The organism is Rhizobium sp. AQ_MP, from assembly GCF_014237835.1.
Taxonomy (GTDB): Bacteria; Pseudomonadota; Alphaproteobacteria; order Rhizobiales; family Rhizobiaceae; genus Allorhizobium.
In genome coordinates this window covers 129,338-148,029 of record NZ_JACJVI010000012.1, presented here as the reverse complement: position 1 = coordinate 148,029, position 18,692 = coordinate 129,338, and the positions used below count along the sequence as shown (strand labels likewise).

At 60.1% G+C, this 18,692-nt stretch carries 17 protein-coding genes, 1 tRNA gene and 1 pseudogene; 10 read left to right on the top strand and 9 right to left on the bottom strand.

From position 1 onward, the window contains the following. Positions 1–764: 764 nt before the first annotated feature. From H6M51_RS24680 to H6M51_RS17565, 3 genes and pseudogenes are all read right to left on the bottom strand, one after another. Positions 765–1,130 (bottom strand): annotated as a pseudogene (locus H6M51_RS24680) (toll/interleukin-1 receptor domain-containing protein); the annotation flags it as partial. Between the two features lie 247 nt (positions 1,131–1,377). Next, a tRNA-Ala gene (locus H6M51_RS17570) sits at positions 1,378–1,453 on the bottom strand. A 155-nt stretch (positions 1,454–1,608) separates the two neighbouring features. Beyond that, a complete protein-coding gene (locus H6M51_RS17565; protein WP_185811124.1) occupies positions 1,609–1,995 on the bottom strand; it encodes a TIGR02300 family protein in 387 nt (128 codons plus the stop codon). Between the two features lie 220 nt (positions 1,996–2,215). Here H6M51_RS17565 and cmk point away from each other — a divergent pair, with 220 nt between their 5' ends. Continuing rightward, the gene (gene cmk / locus H6M51_RS17560) at positions 2,216–2,842 is read left to right on the top strand and encodes a (d)CMP kinase (protein ID WP_246780551.1); all 627 of its coding nucleotides are present in this window, start codon (positions 2,216–2,218) and stop codon (positions 2,840–2,842) included. A gap of 151 nt (positions 2,843–2,993) precedes the next feature. Beyond that, positions 2,994–4,697, top strand: a complete 1,704-nt coding sequence (gene rpsA / locus H6M51_RS17555) for a 30S ribosomal protein S1 (protein ID WP_185811123.1) — start codon at positions 2,994–2,996, stop codon at positions 4,695–4,697. A gap of 71 nt (positions 4,698–4,768) precedes the next feature. Here the strand turns inward: rpsA and H6M51_RS17550 are convergent, their stop codons facing one another. After that, entirely contained in the window at positions 4,769–6,448 is a 1,680-nt protein-coding gene (locus H6M51_RS17550) for a hypothetical protein (protein ID WP_185811122.1), read from the bottom strand. 235 nt (positions 6,449–6,683) lie between these two features. On the opposite strand from H6M51_RS17550, the gene H6M51_RS17545 reads away from it, so the two are divergent. Further along, positions 6,684–8,081 carry a nicotinate phosphoribosyltransferase gene (locus tag H6M51_RS17545; protein ID WP_185811121.1) on the top strand — a complete coding sequence of 466 codons (1,398 nt, stop codon included), beginning with the start codon at positions 6,684–6,686 and terminating at the stop codon, positions 8,079–8,081. Between the two features lie 55 nt (positions 8,082–8,136). Here H6M51_RS17545 and H6M51_RS17540 read toward each other — a convergent pair whose 3' ends face one another. Further along, positions 8,137–8,382 carry a hypothetical protein gene (locus H6M51_RS17540; RefSeq protein ID WP_185811120.1) on the bottom strand — a complete coding sequence of 82 codons (246 nt, stop codon included), beginning with the start codon at positions 8,380–8,382 and terminating at the stop codon, positions 8,137–8,139. A gap of 157 nt (positions 8,383–8,539) precedes the next feature. Here H6M51_RS17540 and H6M51_RS17535 point away from each other — a divergent pair, with 157 nt between their 5' ends. Beyond that, positions 8,540–8,863, top strand: a complete 324-nt coding sequence (locus H6M51_RS17535; protein WP_185811119.1) for a DUF6665 family protein — start codon at positions 8,540–8,542, stop codon at positions 8,861–8,863. Positions 8,864–8,877: 14 nt separating this feature from the next. Here H6M51_RS17535 and H6M51_RS17530 read toward each other — a convergent pair whose 3' ends face one another. Then, complete coding sequence (locus H6M51_RS17530) at positions 8,878–9,501, bottom strand: ribonuclease D (protein WP_185811118.1); 624 nt, start codon at positions 9,499–9,501, stop codon at positions 8,878–8,880. Between the two features lie 577 nt (positions 9,502–10,078). Here H6M51_RS17530 and H6M51_RS17525 point away from each other — a divergent pair. Further along, entirely contained in the window at positions 10,079–11,503 is a 1,425-nt protein-coding gene (locus H6M51_RS17525) for a phosphomannomutase (RefSeq protein WP_185811117.1), read from the top strand. A gap of 51 nt (positions 11,504–11,554) precedes the next feature. Next, entirely contained in the window at positions 11,555–12,307 is a 753-nt protein-coding gene (locus H6M51_RS17520) for an SDR family oxidoreductase (protein WP_185811116.1), read from the top strand. Positions 12,308–12,342: 35 nt separating this feature from the next. Here the strand turns inward: H6M51_RS17520 and H6M51_RS17515 are convergent, their stop codons facing one another. The 3 genes from H6M51_RS17515 to H6M51_RS17505 are packed head-to-tail and all read right to left on the bottom strand — an operon-like array spanning position 12,343 to position 15,706. Further along, positions 12,343–13,560 (bottom strand): cyclopropane-fatty-acyl-phospholipid synthase family protein, encoded by a 1,218-nt coding sequence (locus tag H6M51_RS17515; protein WP_185811115.1) that lies wholly within the window; start codon positions 13,558–13,560, stop codon positions 12,343–12,345. Beyond that, on the bottom strand, positions 13,557–14,351 hold the full coding sequence (locus tag H6M51_RS17510; protein WP_185811114.1) for a DUF1365 domain-containing protein: 795 nt from the start codon (positions 14,349–14,351) through the stop codon (positions 13,557–13,559). The genes H6M51_RS17515 and H6M51_RS17510 overlap by 4 nt, the downstream gene beginning before the upstream one ends. Beyond that, positions 14,348–15,706, bottom strand: a complete 1,359-nt coding sequence (locus H6M51_RS17505) for an NAD(P)/FAD-dependent oxidoreductase (protein ID WP_185811113.1) — start codon at positions 15,704–15,706, stop codon at positions 14,348–14,350. Before H6M51_RS17505 ends, H6M51_RS17510 begins: the two co-directional genes overlap by 4 nt. Positions 15,707–15,947: 241 nt before the next feature. On the opposite strand from H6M51_RS17505, the gene H6M51_RS17500 reads away from it, so the two are divergent. The 4 genes from H6M51_RS17500 to H6M51_RS17485 are packed head-to-tail and all read left to right on the top strand — an operon-like array spanning position 15,948 to position 18,691. Continuing rightward, complete coding sequence (locus H6M51_RS17500) at positions 15,948–16,517, top strand: sigma-70 family RNA polymerase sigma factor (protein ID WP_185811112.1); 570 nt, start codon at positions 15,948–15,950, stop codon at positions 16,515–16,517. Then, positions 16,514–17,194 carry a ChrR family anti-sigma-E factor gene (locus H6M51_RS17495; RefSeq protein WP_185811111.1) on the top strand — a complete coding sequence of 227 codons (681 nt, stop codon included), beginning with the start codon at positions 16,514–16,516 and terminating at the stop codon, positions 17,192–17,194. Before H6M51_RS17500 ends, H6M51_RS17495 begins: the two co-directional genes overlap by 4 nt. A 39-nt stretch (positions 17,195–17,233) precedes the next feature. Beyond that, positions 17,234–17,638 (top strand): DUF2177 family protein, encoded by a 405-nt coding sequence (locus H6M51_RS17490; protein WP_185811110.1) that lies wholly within the window; start codon positions 17,234–17,236, stop codon positions 17,636–17,638. A 39-nt stretch (positions 17,639–17,677) separates the two neighbouring features. Then, positions 17,678–18,691, top strand: a complete 1,014-nt coding sequence (locus tag H6M51_RS17485; protein WP_185811109.1) for a ligase-associated DNA damage response exonuclease — start codon at positions 17,678–17,680, stop codon at positions 18,689–18,691. Position 18,692 lies beyond the last annotated feature (1 nt).

The window sequence follows — 18,692 nt, the reverse complement described above, 5'->3', positions numbered from 1 at the left end:
CTTCTACAATCTGAAGCGCCGCCACTCGACACTGGGCTATCTCAGCCCCAATGACTTTGAAACAAAGGTGGGATTAGCTTAACTCGGTGTCCGAAAAACCGGCAGCAGGCCACAATTCCTTTTTCTTCGAAAGTGAATGCCTGAAAATCATTCCACGTTTCGGTTCCACGTTCAATCCAGTCTCGATCTACGTACTCATCCCCGTCTTCCCCTTGCAGGGCAATAAGATGGGACCGAACCTCGCTTCGAATAGTATCTAGAGCAGCTGTTGCATCCGCAAAGATCATCTCCAAGCTACGAATACAGCAGAGTGGGTCCACGAGAAAGCAATACGTCTTGATGCCATGATTGGGATGCGCTGCCCTAGCGTAGTAGCTATGCAACCAATACGCCAATGACAGTATGCGTCCTTTGATCTTGGGTGTCTGTGGAGACGCGTCGAAGGTGTGGGTGCGCCTATACTTGTCTTGACCGAAATTGAACGCTTCCGGATCAGGTAGGAGAGTTTCATGCCGTAAGTCCGCCAATTCCAGAAACAGTTCACCGCGCACGATGTCTCCGATTTGGGAGACCATCGGGTGTTTCGTTGAACTCAAGCGCGGCAGCCTGAAATCAGCTTCGCATCCTGGAATGCCGTCGCGGAACTCGCGATGACTGTAGAACTGCCAGCTTATCTCGGCCTCATTCTGTGCTACCTCGATTGCGAGCCCAAGGCGTTCTAGCTGGTGCCTAACGGCGTCTAGCAGATGCTCCTGAAATGCTTCATCGTTGTACCGGATGAACTGTAGATCTTTGATCAAATCGGGGACGGTGACGTCCTCATCGAGAAGGACGGGAATAAGGTAGATGTCATCAACCAGCTTTTCCTCTGCCTTCTCCAATGCCAATCGGATTTCCCGTTGGACATAGCCCCGTTTACTTACAGACTTGTCTGAAATGAAGACGACCAAAAGTGCAGCCTTGTCCAGCGCCCTGCGAATCTCGAAATCCCAGTTCTGACCTGCCTTTAATCGCTTCTTGTCCATCCACGCATCTACGCCAGATGCGATAAGGGCGTCGGCGATTGGCTCGACACGATCGCGGTCGCCGGACGTATAGCTAATAAAGACCAGTTGCTCGTCTTCCACCATGTCGCCCCCCGCTGCTGAGAATCGTCAGCACCACAAGTTGCACTTGACGCACACAATTCTCAAGTACTTGCGGCGAAGCAACCACCCACAGACGTCGCGCGCACTAACGCTGCGGCCGAGCCGAAGCAGCGTGCCGGCAGCCAATTCGAACTTGGTCTTAACGATTGGTCTGAATTGGTCTAAGCAAGACCTCGAACTCCGGCCTAGCCTTTTCATTTCATTAAAAAGTCTGAGGGCTATAGAAATTTGGTGGAGCTAAGCGGGATCGAACCGCTGACCTCTTGCATGCCATGCAAGCGCTCTCCCAGCTGAGCTATAGCCCCATCAGGGTACCGGGTATGTTTCCGGCTCCGGGAACCCCTTGAAAGCAGCGCTTCCGTCGGGGTGGCGGCTTGATACTTCCGGTTATCGGAGATGGCAAGCCGAAAAATGAAAGCCCGGGCATTTTTTTGTGCCCGGGCCCGAAATGTTTGAATTCTCAGACTTCGTCATCGTCACCGGTGACGCCGATGAGGCCGGACATGTCGTCGTCGTCATCGTCTTCGTCGGCTTCGAGGAAGGTGTCGTCGTCGTCGCCATCGATCTCGACGTCATCATCGCCCATATCGGGAAGATCATCGCCGCCGGCAGCGTCGTCGCCGTCCTCGAGCGAGACGAGCTCGACATCGGTGTTTTCGGTATCGACTTCCGCCACGTCCTCTTCTTCAGCCTTTTCCATGATGGCTGCGACCGAGGTTTCCTCGAAATAGGAAAGCGGCCAGGACTTGCCCGTGTACGGCGACACGATCGGGTCCTTGTTCAGGTCGTAGAATTTCTTGCCGGTGTCGGGGCAAGTGCGTTTCGTTCCAAGTTCTGCCTTCGCCACTGTCAAAGCCTCATGAAGTCGTGAAGATTAAGGGCATGCGCCTAGCGCCCGGCGCGAGGCCGGCCAAACTGTAGTCGGTCCCCTTAATCGCTGGCGCACGTCCTGTCAAAGGCAATCTGCGCAGGTATTTTGGCAAGCTGCCGATCGAATGCATCGCTTGGCAATCCCATCCAAGATTTGTATCAGCGAGGACATGACAGGCAGAATGGAAGAGGGCCGGATGATCATCGCCATCGACGGACCGGCTGCAGCCGGCAAGGGGACGCTGTCGCGCCGGATCGCGGAGACCTACGGCTTCCACCATCTCGACACGGGGCTCACCTATCGGGCGACCGCAAAGGCGCTTCTCGATGCAGGCCTGCCGCTCGATGACGAGGCGATTGCCGAGCGGATGGCTCTGGCCGTGGAGCTTGCCGGGCTCGACCGGGACATACTCTCTGCCCATGAGATCGGCGAGGCGGCCTCCAAGATCGCCGTCATGCCGGCGGTTCGCCGGGCCCTCGTGGAGGCCCAGCGAACCTTTTCGAAACGCGCACCCGGCACTGTCCTTGACGGACGCGATATCGGTACGGTCGTCTGCCCCGAGGCGCCCGTAAAGCTCTATGTCACGGCCTCGCCCGAGGTGCGCGCAAGACGTCGCTATGACGAAATCCTGTCGAAGGGGGCCCAGGCCGATTTCGAGGCGATCTTTGCGGACGTGAAGAAGCGCGACGAGCGCGACATGGGACGCGCCGACAGCCCATTGAAACCAGCGGATGACGCGCACTTGCTAGACACGTCTGAAATGAGTATAGAGGCCGCATTCTTGGCGGCGAAGGCTCTCATCGACGCTGCCCTGACAAAATGAAGTGACCAGGGGTCGGCAAAGCCGGCGCCTGAGGGCCGACATCCAGTCCCCGCGCCGGAATTGCTCTTTTGAAGAGCGGATCGGTTGCCGGCCAAGATCAACACCAACCCCCGGCGCTCACGCATCCAGTGGGATGCGACTAGGAGATTTCATGTCTGTTTCTACCCCGTCGCGCGAGGACTTCGCAGCCCTCCTCGAGGAATCCTTTGCCAAGACCGATCTGGCCGAAGGCTATGTTGCCAAGGGCATCATCACGGCCATCGAAAAGGACGTCGCCATCGTTGACGTCGGCCTGAAGGTCGAAGGCCGCATCGCTCTGAAGGAATTCGGTGCACGCGCCAAGGACGGTTCGCTGAAGGTCGGCGACGAAGTCGAAGTTTATGTCGAGCGCATCGAAAACGCTCTCGGCGAAGCTGTTCTGTCGCGCGAGAAGGCTCGTCGCGAAGAAAGCTGGATCAAGCTCGAAGCCAAGTTCGAAGCTGGCGAGCGCGTTGAAGGCGTCATCTTCAACCAGGTCAAGGGCGGCTTCACGGTTGACCTCGACGGCGCCGTTGCCTTCCTTCCGCGTTCACAGGTCGACATCCGTCCGATCCGCGACGTCACCCCGCTGATGCACAACCCGCAGCCCTTCGAAATCCTCAAGATGGACAAGCGTCGCGGCAACATCGTTGTCTCGCGTCGTACGGTTCTTGAAGAGTCCCGCGCCGAGCAGCGTTCTGAAATCGTTCAGAACCTCGAAGAAGGCCAGGTTGTTGACGGCGTGGTCAAGAACATCACCGATTACGGTGCGTTCGTTGACCTCGGTGGCATCGACGGCCTGCTGCACGTCACCGACATGGCATGGCGCCGCGTCAACCATCCTTCGGAAATCCTGTCCATCGGCCAGTCGGTCAAGGTTCAGATCATCCGCATCAACCAGGAAACCCACCGCATCTCGCTCGGCATGAAGCAGCTCGAGTCGGATCCGTGGGATGGCATCGCTGCCAAGTACCCGGTCGGCAAGAAGATCTCCGGTACCGTCACGAACATCACCGACTACGGTGCATTCGTCGAGCTGGAGCCGGGCATCGAAGGCCTCATCCACATCTCGGAAATGTCCTGGACGAAGAAGAACGTTCATCCCGGCAAGATCCTTTCGACCACGCAGGACGTAGACGTCGTCGTTCTCGAAGTCGATCCGTCGAAGCGCCGTATCTCGCTCGGTCTCAAGCAGACCCTCGAGAACCCGTGGCAGGCATTTGCCTACAGCCACCCGGCCGGCACTGAAGTCGAAGGCGAAGTCAAGAACAAGACCGAATTCGGCCTGTTCATCGGCCTCGAAGGCGACGTTGACGGCATGGTTCACCTGTCGGATCTCGACTGGAACCGTCCGGGCGAGCAGGTCATCGAAGAGTACAACAAGGGTGACGTGGTCAAGGCCGTCGTTCTCGACGTCGACGTCGAGAAGGAACGCATCTCGCTCGGCATCAAGCAGCTCGGCCGTGATTCGGTCGGCGAAGCTGCCCAGTCCGGCGACCTGCGCAAGAACGCTGTCGTCTCTTGCGAAGTCATCGGCATCAACGATGGCGGCATCGAAGTGAAGCTCGTCAACCACGAAGACATCACCTCGTTCATCCGTCGCGCCGACCTTTCGCGTGACCGTGACGAGCAGCGTCCGGAGCGTTTCTCGGTTGGTCAGGTTGTCGACGCCCGCGTCACCAACTTCTCCAAGAAGGACCGCAAGGTCATGCTGTCGATCAAGGCTCTCGAGATCGCAGAGGAGAAGGAAGCCGTTGCTCAGTTCGGTTCGTCCGACTCGGGCGCGTCGCTCGGCGACATCCTGGGTGCAGCCCTGAAGAACCGCAACAACGACTAATCCTCGCTGTTGAGTGAATGAAGAACCCGCCGGGATCGCTCCCGGCGGGTTTTTTGTCGTTCTTGAGAGTTTCAGGTGAGTCCGGCCATGCGGAGATAGAGCTCGTGGGCCGGCTCCGGCTGGAACTGCAGGGCTTGATCCGAGGGCGGTAGCAGCAATGGCGTCTCGGCGACGGTCGTCTCGGCGGCGGCCGCAGCGATTGCCGTGGTTACCGGGGCCGGAGACTGCACCTCGCTGGCCGCGTCCGGATCTTGATCCTCGGCCTCTTCGCCGGCATCCCGACCCGTCTCCTCATCATCCGTGCCCTGACTGTCCTCCTCCTTCTCCTCAACACGTTCCATCTCGTCGTCGTCAGCGATCAGATAGGGCACGAAAGGCAGAGGCATTCCGTCGCGGACAACGGGATTACGGAGCAAGGCTTGCTCGGGCACGGCAATGGGGAGAGGCGGCGAACGCTCGTCCGCAGGATTCCTGGTGGCGGCTTCGGGCGTCTGCGCAGCCTCTTCGGCAGCGCTGCCGAGAGTCTTGCCGGCTGCGCCATCCTTCAAAGGCTGCTCGGCGACGGTTTTCTCTGAGCCTGGCGGGCCCGAAGGTCTGGCTGCCGCCTGGGGATCGAAAGGCAGCGTCTTCAGCTGCAAGAGGGTGCGGACGAAATCCGTTTCGAACAGTTCGGCGAGCCAGCTTGTCGGGGGAGACACAGAAGGCCGGGTCTGCGGCTGGGCAGGCATCGCCGGGATGGCCGAAGCTGCGGATCGATCTGCGGATGGTCGCAGGCGGTCCTCGAGCGGTTGGTCGGCCTCACCTGTCGGCATGTTTGGTACGGCCGGAAGCCGCTCACGGCCGTTTGCACGCGATTGGGCAGCGTCGGCCAAGGCAGAGGAGCGGCCATCCCCTTCCGGTGCTCCGCTTGCCTGCCTTGTGATTGCGGCTTTCGGATCCGGCTGGGCAGTCAATCCATTTCGCGGTGCCGCACGGAGTTCGCCGGGGGTTTCCAGGTCAATCGGCAGGGAGGGCGACGATGGAGCCGCGCCCCTGGGCGAGACTGTGGCGTCCTGCGCCGTACGCGCCAGCGGCGCGGAAGAGGAGGAGCCGATGTCTCCCCTGCCCCGGATGTCGCCTCCAGGCATCCTCTGCGGCTGACTTGGATCGACCGTGGGCTGCGCTATCCGTTGAGGATCGGGTGACGGCCGGCTGCTATCATTGGCGGCGGCGGGACGGCTCGGACCTAGCGCGCCGCCTCGACCTTCGGCAGCAACTTCACGGTAAGACGAAATCACCGAACGCATCGCCCCGTCCTTGTCGGTCTGGCGATAGAGTTCGAGATAGAGTGCGAGCGTGGCACGCTCCGGCCCGGAGGGGGTGGCCATGGCCTCCAGCAGCGTGCGCAGCTGCAGTCCGGCAAAGGATTGGGTCAAGAGCTTCTGCAGCCGGAGGCGATCGGCCTGAGGCAGATTTGCAATGCTCTCGATAAGGCGGGCCATATAGTCGTTCAGGCCCTCTTCCGGTCGTCGCTCGAGCTTCAGGGCATTGCCCAATACCTCTGCGAGCGTCGCGAGGTTCTGAGACATGCGCTGGGGACCAGAGAGCAGCATGATATTGAGCTGTCCTGCGATGGTCGAATTCTGGCTCAGGCCTGTCGCCTGCGCTGGCGCAGGAGGCGTCACCGGTCGAGGCGTTGCCGACGGATCCGGACGCAGCCGTGGCTCGGCCGCCGTAAAGGTTGCAGGGGACGCAGGGACTGGAGGAAGCATAGGCAACCTCTCCGGTTCTGGTGCCTCGGGATTTTTCAAGGTCGGTCGATCACCATGACGGCATGAAGCGGAACGCTCACATCGTCGGCGGACGCCGATCCTCGATCCTCCCGCATTACGGTTAACGAACCCCTAAATAAGTGGAGTGACGCCCACTCCAGCCTCGCGCATAGATAGGGGTGGATCATGGACGTGCGGCGCACAACAGCCGAATCGAGCAATCACAGGCCCAAGCATGACAGACAATCTTCTTCTGAACACCGACAGCTACAAGCTTGGCGTCTTTCTTCAGTATCCGCAGAATACGCGCGCAGTGAGCGCCTTCGTGACGACCCGAGGCAATTCGTTCCGCCCGGAAGTGATGTTCTTCGGGCTGCAGATGTTCCTTAAACAATACCTGTCCAGGCCGATCACGAGTGCTGATATCGACGAGGCGGAGGAGGTTGCACGCGCCCATGGCCAGCCCTTCGATCGCGGTGGCTGGCAGCATATCCTGAAGACGCATGGCGGCGTCCTGCCACTCAGGATCGAGGCGCTGCCGGAAGGCATGGCCATTCGCCGTGGTGTTCCTGTCATGCAGGTCGTCAACACCGATCCGCGCGTGCCCTGGCTTACGTCCTATATGGAGACGGCCCTTTTGCGAGCTGTCTGGTATCCCTCGACCGTTGCGACAACGGCCTGGCGGCTGCGTCTTGCGATCCAGCCATTTCTGGACAGGACAACCGACGATCCGGCGGGACTACAGCCGAGCCGCATCAGCGACTATGGCTGCCGCAGCACCTCGAGCACGGAGCAGGCCGCCATCGGCGGCGCGGCGCATCTCGTGCATTTCAACAGCTCGGATTCGCTCCCGGCCATCCTTCAGGCACGCCGCTTCTACAGCGCCTCGATGCCGGCCTATTCGATCCCAGCAGCCGAGCACGGAACCATCATCGCCTGGGGACAGTCGCGTGAGGCGGAAGCCTATTCCAACATGATCGACAACTTCGCGAGCTTCGGCGCCTATTCCGTCGTTTCCGACAGTTTCGACCTGCACAATGCCGTCTCGGAAATCTGGGGCAAGAAGCTGCAGACAAAGGTACGTGCCGCCGGCGGCGTGCTGGTCGTGCGTCCCGACAGCGGTGATCCGATCGACACCCCCGTCCAGGTGGTCGCGCAACTCGCCTACGCCTTCGGCACCCGGCTGAACGGCAAGGGATTCAAGGTGCTCGACGGCAATGTCCGGGTCATCCAGGCAGACGGGGTGTCGATACAGGACATCCAGATGATCCTTGGCCGCCTGGAAGGCATGGGCTTTTCGGCCGAGAACATTTCCTTCGGCATGGGATCGGGACTGCTGCACAAGATCAACAGAGACACCATGTCGTTCACGATGCGCACGAGCGCCGTGCAGGATGATGGCGGACAATGGCATCCGATCGCGCGACGTCCCTCCAATCCGCAGGAGAAGGCGCCGATGGCGGGTCGGGTGGCCGCTATTGCGGATGGCTACGACGTTGTGGCCATCCCGCTGCAGGATCTCGGCAACAGGAGCAATCTTCTGCAGCCCGTCTGGCAGGACGGATCGCTGATGATAGACTGGAGCCTGGACGAAATTCGGGCAAGAGCGACGGCTGCCAGCCTGCCGCGTTAACAGATGACCAAATCGATGATCGCAACCTATGGGTCCCTATCATCGAGATCAGGCATCAATCCACGAGGCGCATGTAACTCGGATAGAGGCCGGCCTCGTCAGAGGGGAGTGGAACGCGCTCCCCGAAAGCCTCATCGGAGCGGCTGCGCTCATCGACGATGAAGGCATCGAGCCAGTTGGCCGGGGCGTATCGCGGACCTTCTTCCACCGCAGCTTGCTCATAGGATGAGTCGATCAGCTGGACATCATCGTTGAACGGATTGCTCGACATGGGCTCAAGGAGGATACTGGATGCTTCCATCATGGTCGCCTGATCAACGCTTCTGTAATGCGGGAGACTTGAAAGTCCCCTCTTTGCCACCGATTTGTATGCGGGGATGATGCGAAGTCTCGGTTAACGAATCCTTGGCGAATAGCGCCAACGTCCCATCAATTCTCATCCATGAGAAGATCTAGGCATGAGCTTCAGGCCCCCTGCTTCCCTGCTGTCGTCGGCTTCCAGTCAGGCCCTGACGCCGCTTGACATCGAACTGGCCGGTGAGAAAGCGGACGCGCTCGCACGGGCAGGCCGCAAGGCCGAGGAAGCGCTTGCCACGCTTTCACGCGCGCGCGATCAGGGCAAGGCGGGGCTCGATAACCTGCTTCACGATGCGGCAGATGCCGTGTTCGCGCTGATGGTTCAGCGAGAGCTCTGCGGGTTGCGGAATCAGGCCGACATGATCCGTCGCTATGCCATACCTGCGGATGTCATGGCACGTGTCGGGGTCAACCGCAGAAGGTAGGCAACGATTGTCTGTCAGCTGTGGGCGAAGATATCGGTCTCCTCCCAACCAAGCAGGTCCAGCTTTGACCGGGTCGGGAGGAAAGCGAAACAAGCCTCCGCAAGCTCCATGCGGCCATCACGCACCAGGCGCTGGATCAGTTTTTCCCGCAGAGCATGCAAATGGAGCACATCGGATGCGGCATATTCAAGCTGAGCCTGGCTCAAGGTCTCGGCGGCCCAATCAGAGGATTGCTGCGCCTTGGAGATATCCACTTCGAGCAGCTCCTTGAGATTGTCCTTCAGTCCATGGCGATCGGTATAGGTCCGGCTGAGACGCGAGGCGATCTTGGTGCAGAAGATGTTGGTCGTCGTCACGCCAAAGGTTTGGAAGAGGACCGCAATATCGAAGCGACCATAATGGAAGATCTTCTGTCGTGCAGGATCGGTCAGCATCGCCGTCAGGTTGGGAGCTGTGATCTGCCCCCTTGCGATGCGGATCACGTCAGCTGTCCCATCGCCCGGCGAAAGCTGCACCACGCATAAGCGATCCCGACGTGGAACGAGGCCCAAGGTTTCGGTGTCGATCGCGACCGCATCCACATAACGAGCGGCATCTTGTGCAGAGATGTCACCTTCGTGATAGCGAATGGTCGTCATTGGCGCCTCCGGACGTCATGTTTTTTCGTCAATCCGCTATAGACCAAAGCACATCCACGTACCATCCCGGCACTCCCCATGGCCGTCGATGCATGATCGGGGCGCTCACAGCCTTGTGATAGATGCATGAGAAACTGCTAAGCAGCGTGTAGATTTGCTCAATTGCTACGCAAACGCGCTTTCGTTTTCCCAGAATTGCGTCAATGCGAAAGATATGAAAGCCTTTTTGGACAAGAATCGCGGCACTGATTCATCCGACGGGGCACCAGCCATGCGTTTTTCGCACTGCTGCGTTGCAACAAGCGCGCTTGGCAGGATCGGGCAGCGGGCGTATAACAAAACCATCGAAGCGGCGCACTCCTCCTCCCAGCGCCGCTCGGTAGGATCGGCAATACTCCTCCTCCTCCCAATTGCCGATCAAGTTTAAGAGCCTGGCGCATCCTCCTCCCGCGCCAGGCTCTTTTCGTTTATCCACTTGCTCCCCGCGATCGACGTGCTCGCAGCCCGCTTATGCTTGATGCATCGGGTCGCCGGGCCATATAAGGCCTTCTGTCGGAAAGACGCTCAGGAGGCAATGATGACGGTGAAGTTTGGAACAAGTGGCTTGAGAGGGCTTTCGACAGATCTGGTCGGCTCGGTTTCCGCACTCTATTCGACAGCCTTTGCGCGGCACATGCTGGACAGCGGTGCTCTGAAACCTGGGGCGCCCATTGTTGTGGGTCGCGACTTTCGTCCTTCCAGTCCGCAGATTTCCGCAACGATCCTGGCGGCCGTGAAGCGACTCGGTCTGCATCCCATCGATTGCGGAACAATCCCGACCCCGGCGCTCGCCCTTTATGGTGCCTCGATCGGCGCAGCCGGCATCATGGTTACGGGCTCCCATATCCCTGCCGATAGAAACGGCATCAAATTCTACCGGCCTGACGGCGAGATCAACAAGGCCGATGAAGAGGCCATTACTCGCCTGGCGCAAGAGCTTCACGCCGACCAAGGCGCAAACCGGGTCGAGGCGGGATCCGGCGAGGATCGCGAAGCGGAAGCCACCAAGCTCTTCATCGACCGCAATCTCGGCATGCTCGCGCCCGATGCCCTTGAAGGCAAGCGGATCGGCGTCTACCAGCACAGCTCAGTGGCTCGGGACATGCTCGTCACGGTCTTCAAGCACTTTGGCGCGACCGTCTTCCCATTGGGACGCTCCGAGCAGTTCATTCCAGTCGATACGGAAGCCGTTTCCCCAGACACCGTGGTCAAGCTCGCCCAGTGGACGGACGAACTTGCACTCGATGCGGTGCTTTCGACGGATGGCGACGGAGACCGGCCGCTTGTGGCCGATGAACACGGCGTGCCGCTGCGCGGCGACCTGCTTGGCTTGATCGCTTCTCGCTTCCTGGGCGCAAAGGTCGTCGCCACGCCGGTCACCTCAAACTCCGGTCTTGAACAGGACGGGAGCTTCGTCGTTCGCCGCACACGGGTCGGGTCGCCTTTTGTCATCGCCGCGATGGAAGATGCGCTCGCGGCCGGCGAAACAGGCGTGCTGGGCTTCGAGGCCAATGGCGGCCTGATGCTCGGTTCCGATTTCACACTCGGGGAGAAATTGATTACGGCGCTTCCGACCCGGGACAGCTTCCTGCCGGCAATGGCGGTGCTCGGAACCGCCGCTGAACGGGGACTGTCGCTGTCGCAGCTGGTCGAGGATTTCAGTCTGCCCGTGGCGCTCAGCGATCGCCTGGAGAATTATGCGAGCGAACGCAGCACCTCGCTGATGGCGCGTCTGAGGGCTTCGCGAGAACAGTTGTCCGCGTTTCTCGCCCCGCTCGGCGAGCTGGCGACGGTCAGCGATATCGACGGGCTGCGCGTGACGCTGGCCGATGGTCGCGTCATCCATTTCCGCCCATCGGGCAATGCCCCGGAGATGCGCTGCTATGTCGAGGCGGCAGACAAGGCGAGTGCTGCCGCGCTCCTGGAAGAGGGGCTTTCGCTGCTGGGGCGCTGGTCCGCCTGAACCGTAAGAGGTCCTGCGGCGTATTGGTCATGACAGAAACAAGAGGATGCCATGACCAAAATCGCCTGGATTACCGGTTCCAGCACCGGCATCGGTCGCGCACTTGCCGAACGGCTTGTGCGCGACGGATATCGTGTCGCCGTCAGCGCGCGCAGTGAAGAAGGCCTTGCTACAATTGCCGCGCCCCATCCTCGCAAGGTTGGAGTTTACCCGCTCGATGTGACGCAGCCCGATGCCGTGAAACAGGTGTTCCAGCGGATCGAAAGCGAGATGGGTCCTGTCGATCTCGCCGTCTTTGCCGCCGGTTCTTACACGCGCGACTACGCGGAGGATTTCGATAGCGCCCGCACACGCCAGATGTTCGAATTGAACGTGCTGGGCACGGCTTCGTGCCTGGACACCGTCATGCCGGCCATGATCGCTCGCGGCCGCGGCCATATCGCGGTGGTCGCTTCGGTCTCGGGCTATGTCGGCCTGCCTGGTGCGGCAACCTATGGAGCGACCAAGGCAGCGCTCAACGTCATGTGCGAAGCGCTCTATCCCGAGCTGGAGCGGCATGGCGTCAAGATGACCATCATCAACCCGGGTTTTGTTGATACACCTCTGACGAAGAAGAACGATTTTCCGATGCCATTCCTGATTTCTTCCGAGGAAGCCGCAGACACAATCGCCAAGGGGTTGGAAAAGGGCAAGTTCGAGATCATCTTCCCCTGGAAGATGGCGCTTGCGATCCGGTTTCTGCACGCCCTGCCACACGGCCTGCGCTTTGCTCTGACGCGCAAGATGCTTCGGCCCAGGCCGTGAGCCAGAACGTCGACAACCTCATGCGTGGGTTATGTTCAGGCTGGTTTGTCCAGCCTGAACTGTACGACGTCGATGCGGCCAAAACGGAAGCCAACTGAGCAATAGTGCAGGTAAAGCCGCCACATGCGATAGAAGCGACGGTCGAAGCCGAGCGGCTCGATCTTCTGCCAATTGGCGGTGAACGCGCTGTCCCAGGCGATCAGTGTCCGGTCGTAGTCGCGGCCAAAACGGAAGCGATCTCCAACTGACAGTCCTGCAGCCTGTGCATCCCGTTCGAAGACGGTGACCGACGGCAGCATACCGCCGGGGAAGATATAGGTCTGGATGAAGTCGGCGCTACGGCGATAGTAGTCGAAGCGGCTTTCATCAATGGTGATCGTCTGGATCAAGGCCTGGCCGCCCGAGACGAGGCGCTCCTGTACGGTCTTGAAATAGACCGGCCAGTTTTCTTCGCCCACGGCCTCGAACATCTCGATGGAGACGATCTTGTCATATTGGCCGCGGCAGTCGCGATAGTCTTCGAGGCGGATGTCAACGCGGTCGGCGAAACCGGCCTTTTCCAAGCGCTCACGGGCAAACTTCGCCTGCTCGGTGGACAGTGTCAGGCACGTCACCCGACAACCGGTCTTGCGGATCGCGTGTTCGGCAAAGCCGCCCCACCCACAGCCGATTTCCAGCACATGATCATCCGGACCGATCTTCAGCTCGTCGACGATGCGGGCGTATTTGGCTTCCTGTGCATCGGCAAGCGTCATGCCGGGCTGGTTGTAGAGCGCCGATGAATAGGTCATCGTGCGATCAAGCCAGAGGCCGTAGAAGGTGTTTCCCAGATCGTAGTGGTAGGCGATGTTGCGCCGGCTGCCCTTCCTGGAATTGCGGCGAAGTCTGTGGCGCAGGCGCGCAAGGGTCATGAAGATCGAGGAGGATGCCAGAACCCGACCGAGCTGCGCTTCATTGGCCAGCGCCAACTCAAGGACAGCGCCGATGTCGGGCGAATCCAGATCGCCATCGATGAAGGACTGGGCAAAGCCAAGCGTGCCATTGGTGAGAATGCGCAGGACCGGGCTCGCATTGCGCACGCAGAGGACGGCATTCGGACCTGCATCCGCCCCTATGGCGACATGCTCGCCATAGCCTTCGAATTGCAGGGTCAGCCGGCCGACGGCGATGCGATCGGCCCAGCGGCACATCATCCGCTGCCAGAATGTGAGAGAGCTAACGACAGGGTGCATTTCCTGTTCAGCGTGACTCATGACTTGTTCATCCCATTCTGCACAACGATCGTGGAGGCTATTCTGGCTGCGGCGGGCTTGTGTCGATAGATCGGAACTCCCTTCCACCAGAGCTTCAGTGCCTCCCAATGAATGCCCCCCATCACCTTGAGAGTCATCAAAGGATACTTCAGCGCCATGTGCAACAAGCCCTTGTCCGACAAAGGACGGCGCCGACCGGAAAAAGTTGCAAACAGCAGCGGCCCCTCGGGATCATTTTCGCCGATGTTGATGGCGACATCGTCAGAAGGCGGGCTGATGCGGAAATTATACTCGCAATTCATCGGCATGAAGGGTGAGACGTACATCTCCTTGGCGCAGCGATGCCGAAGGATCGTGTTGCCATCGCCTTCGACGGGAATGACGTAGGTGTGGCGTTCATTGAAGGTGTTGCAGACCTCGTAAAGCACGCCAGCCAGCTCGCTTTCCGGGCTGTAGCAAAAGTAGACCGTCAGAGGATTGAATACATAACCCAGGATTCGCGGATAGCAGAGCATCCGTATTTTCCAGCCCGAGCCTTCGAGCCCCGCTGCCGCCAAGCGCTCTTCGACCCATGCTCTCAGCTCGCCGGTGCGGCCATTGCCGTGGTCGACATCGTGAACCGAATAGAGGGCTGCCCGGTTATAGCCGAATAGGCGCAGGCCCTTGTTCAGCTGGTCGATCTCGTCGAGGTCGACGAGGAGCGAAAAGACGCTGTAACGAAGGCTGTGTTTTTTGGGCCGGCTGCGGACATGCAGCACATGTCCCGCATAGATCGCGGAATTCAAGGTCATTCAGCGGCCTCGAGCTGGCGGCCGATCACGATGCGGCCGGACTCGTTTTCGACAGACCAAGGGCGGCGTAGACCACCGAGCGCCTCAGCGACGGCGAGGCCCGCCTGAAGACCGTCCTCGTGGAAGCCGCTGCCAAAATAGGCGCCGCAAAACCAGGTGTTTCGACGCCCCTGCAGCTGCCAGACCCGACGCTGGGCGCGGATCGCCGCCACGTCGAACAGCGGATGCTCGTAGTTGAACGTCTGGATGATCTTGCCCGGATCGATCGGGCGGCAGGGGTTAAGCGTCACGAAGAGCGGCGTTGCCGGATCAAGCGACTGCAGCATGTTCATCCAATAGGTGACACAGAGCGTCTCGCTGGCATCGGCCTGCTTTTCCGCCACATAATTCCAGCTCGACCACACGGCCTTCCGCTTCGGCATCAAGTTCTCGTCCGAATGCAGAACGGCGAGATTCGGCGTGTACTGGAAGGCTTCCAGCACTTCACGCTCTTGCGTGTCGGCATCTTCGAGCAGGTCGATGCTCTGGTTGGCATGGGTGGCCAGCACGACATCATCGAAGGCATCGACACGGCCATGTATATCTGTCACCTCAACACCGGAAATGCCGCGACGAACGCCGGTTACGGCCGTGCCGAGGCGCACTTCGCCGTCGAAATCGGCGAGGATGCGGGCGACATATTCGCGGCTGCCGCCCTTGACCGTTCTCCAGCGCGGGCGATCCTTGAGCACCAGCAAGCCATGGTTGGCGAAGAAGCGAATGAAGGCGTGCAGCGGATAGAGACGCATCTCGGATGCCGTCGTGGACCAGATGGCGGCACCCATCGGTAGAAGATGATCCTCGACAAAGGAGGGCGCATAGTCGGCGGATGCGAGGTAGTCGCCGAGCGACACACCCTCGAGCTCGCGACGTTCCAGAAGGGCGGGCGCCTCCTTGTAAAAGCGTAGGATGTCCTTGACCATCTTCCAGAAGCGCGGGCGGAAGATGTTCGACTTCTGACCCAGAAGGCCTGAAAGCCCTGATCCGGAGTACTCGAATGCACCGCCGCCGAGCGAGGCTGCAAACGACATGTTCGACGGCAGGGTCGGCACGTCGAGGTGTTCGAAGAGCTTCACCAGATTCGGATAATTGCGATCGTTATACACGATGAAGCCGGTATCGACCGGGATGTCCTTGCGGCTGCCCGGCGCCAAGACGGTGTTGGAATGACCGCCTGGTCGGTTTTCAGTCTCATAAAGAACCACATCGGTGGTCTTGGAGAGCAACCAGGCACAGGAAAGACCTGAAATACCCGATCCGATGACCGCGATCCTGCGTTTACCGCCGAATGCGGCCTTCGTCGTACCAGTGTCCATTACCCGCCCTTTGCCAATCGTTCCATCCAATGGGTTTGTGCCTGATTACGCAAGGCAAATCTCAATGGATTGATCGACACGAATAAATTCACACGAAGTGATCCGGGCGAAGCGCTCCGGCGTAGACCGGCTCATGATGAACGCGATACACATCTCGGCAGATGCGTGCCACAATGACCCCGGGCGGACTGCGCGGCAACAGGTCGTTGCGCCGCTCAAACGAGGGAAAAAAAGCGTTTCGATGACCGAGTCTGTGGAAGAACTGGACCAGCGTAACTTCTCGCAGCTTCTGGCCGCCGTCGGCCGCGATAGAGACATCGAGGCTTTCGAGACGCTTTTCAAGTATTACGGTCCAAAGGTGCGCGCTTACATGGCAAAGCTTGCCCGTGACGGGCAGGCTGCCGAGGAACTGATGCAGGAGACGATGCTTGCCGTGTGGAACAAGGCCGAGCAGTTCGACCCGACCCGCGGCAATGTCTCCAGCTGGATCTTCACGATAGCTCGCAATCAACGCATTGACGCCTTCCGGCGCGAGCGACGACCGACCTTCGACCCGTCGGATCCAGCCTTCGTTCCCGATGACGTCCCCGCAGCCGATGTCGAATACGAAGGCAAGCAGGAGGCAGACCGCCTTCGCCGCGCCATGGAAACCCTACCACCCGAACAGCTCGAACTCCTCAAAATGTCATTCTACAGAGAAGCATCCCACAGCACGATCGCAGCCGAACTCGGCCTGCCTATGGGAACCGTGAAATCGCGCATCCGCCTCGCCTTCGCGAAGCTGCGCGCAGCTTTGGAGGAGCGTGCATGAGCCTCCACGTCCAACACCATATCAGCGACGAACTGCTGCTCGATTATGCCACCGGCAATCTGGCCGAGGGCTGGAGCATTGCTGTCGCGACGCATCTGGCCCTCTGCCCGTCCTGCCGTGACCGGCTGTCGTTCATGGAGCATACTGGCGGCCAGCTTCTTGAGGCGACCGAAGTCAAGGCAAGCGAACCTGCCTCTGCAGATGACAGTTGGGCCATGATGAAGGCCAAGCTCAGGGAGCAGGGACCGTCGCGCGCAGTCGCAGCGACACGCGTCGCGGCGCCTGCAGACATCCCGGTTCTACCGGAGCCGCTCCGCTCCTATCTCGGCAGTGACGTCGAGGGGCTGAAGTGGAAGGCGCTTGGTCGCGGGGCCTATCATATTCCGATCAAGACCGGGGACAGCGAAAGCCAGGTGCGCCTTTTGAAGATCCCGGCCGGCAAGCCGGTGCCCGAGCACTCGCATGGCGGTCGCGAACTGACGCTTGTGCTGAAGGGCGCGTTCACCGATGGTGCGACCGTGTTCAAGCGCGGCGACATCGAGGAAGCGGACGAGACTTTGACACATCAGCCGGTGGCGACCCCTGACGAGGACTGCATCTGTCTGGCGGTCACGGATGCGCCGCTGAAGTTCAAGAGTCTGCTGGTCCGTCTGGTTCAGCCGGTTCTGGGAATCTGAGTGTTGGCCGGGCACCCGCCCGGCCCAAGGGGAAGACCAATGCCTTATGTTATCGCCTATGTCTCGACGGCCGTGGTCTTCTTTGCACTCGATTATCTCTGGCTGACGCGCATTGCGATCGGTTTCTACCGGGAGCATATTGGCGCGCTCCTGCTTGCAACGCCGAACTTCGCAGCCGCGGGCATCTTCTATCTCTTCTATGTCGTAGGCCTTGTCTATTTCGCTGTCATGCCTGCCGTCTCCGCCGGCAGCATCCTGACGGCACTGATCAACGGTGCCCTGCTCGGGCTTCTCGCCTATGGCACCTATGACATGACCAATCTGGCGACACTCAAGGGCTGGTCGCTGCAGGTCAGCCTGGTTGACATGGCCTGGGGTGCATTTCTGTCGGCCACTGCTTCGGCAGCGGGCTATCTGGCGGTATCGCGTTTTGCCACCAACTGATGGCTGGCAGCGCTTGAAGCGCCGCCCTATGTTTTCGGCATGATCAAGCCGGACCTTCTTCTTCATCCGACTCCCGGCGGGCTCTATTGTCCGCTCGGCGACTTCTATGTCGATCCGGTCCGGCCTGTCGGACGGGCGCTCATCACGCATGGCCATTCGGACCATGCACGGTCCGGACACACTCATGTTCTGGCGACAAAACAGACACTCGATATCATGGCGATCCGCTACGGCGCGGACTTCTGCGGCACGTCGCAGAGCGCCGCTTTTGCCGAGACCCATGTGATCAACGGGGTTTCCATCCGCTTTCATCCGGCCGGGCATGTCCTGGGGTCCGCACAGATCGAGATCGAAGCACAGGGGACGCGGATTGTCGTGTCCGGCGATTACAAACGTGGAGCGGACCCCACCTGCGCCAGTTTCGAGCCGGTTCCCTGCGATGTCTTCATCACCGAGGCAACCTTCGGACTGCCCGTGTTCCATCATCCGGACCCTCGGCTGGAGATCCAGAAGCTTCTGACCTCCCTGCATCAGTTTCCCGAACGCAGCCATCTGATCGGTGCGTATGCGCTGGGCAAGGCGCAGCGGGTGATCTCGCTGATCCGCCGCGGCGGTTACGAGAAGCCGATCTATATCCATGGCTCGATGGCCAAGCTTTGCGACTATTACACCGAGCAGGGCGTGGAGCTCGGAGAGCTTCGACCTGCAACAACCGAAGACAAGAAGTCCGGAGCGTTGAAAGGCGCGGTGGTGATCGGGCCTCCATCTGCCTTCAACGATCGCTGGGCAAGACGCTTTGAGGATCCGCTCGCCATCTTTGCCTCCGGCTGGATGATGGTGCGTCAGCGTGCGAAGCAACGGGGTGTGGAACTGCCGCTCGTCATCTCCGACCACTGCGACTGGCCGGAACTGCTCGATACGATCCGCGAGGTCGGGCCGCAGGAGGTCTGGGTGACCCATGGCCGGGAGGAGGCGCTGGTGCGCTGGTGCGAACTCGAGGGCATTTCGGCACGACCTCTGCATCTCGTTGGCTACGAAGACGAGGGGGATTGAG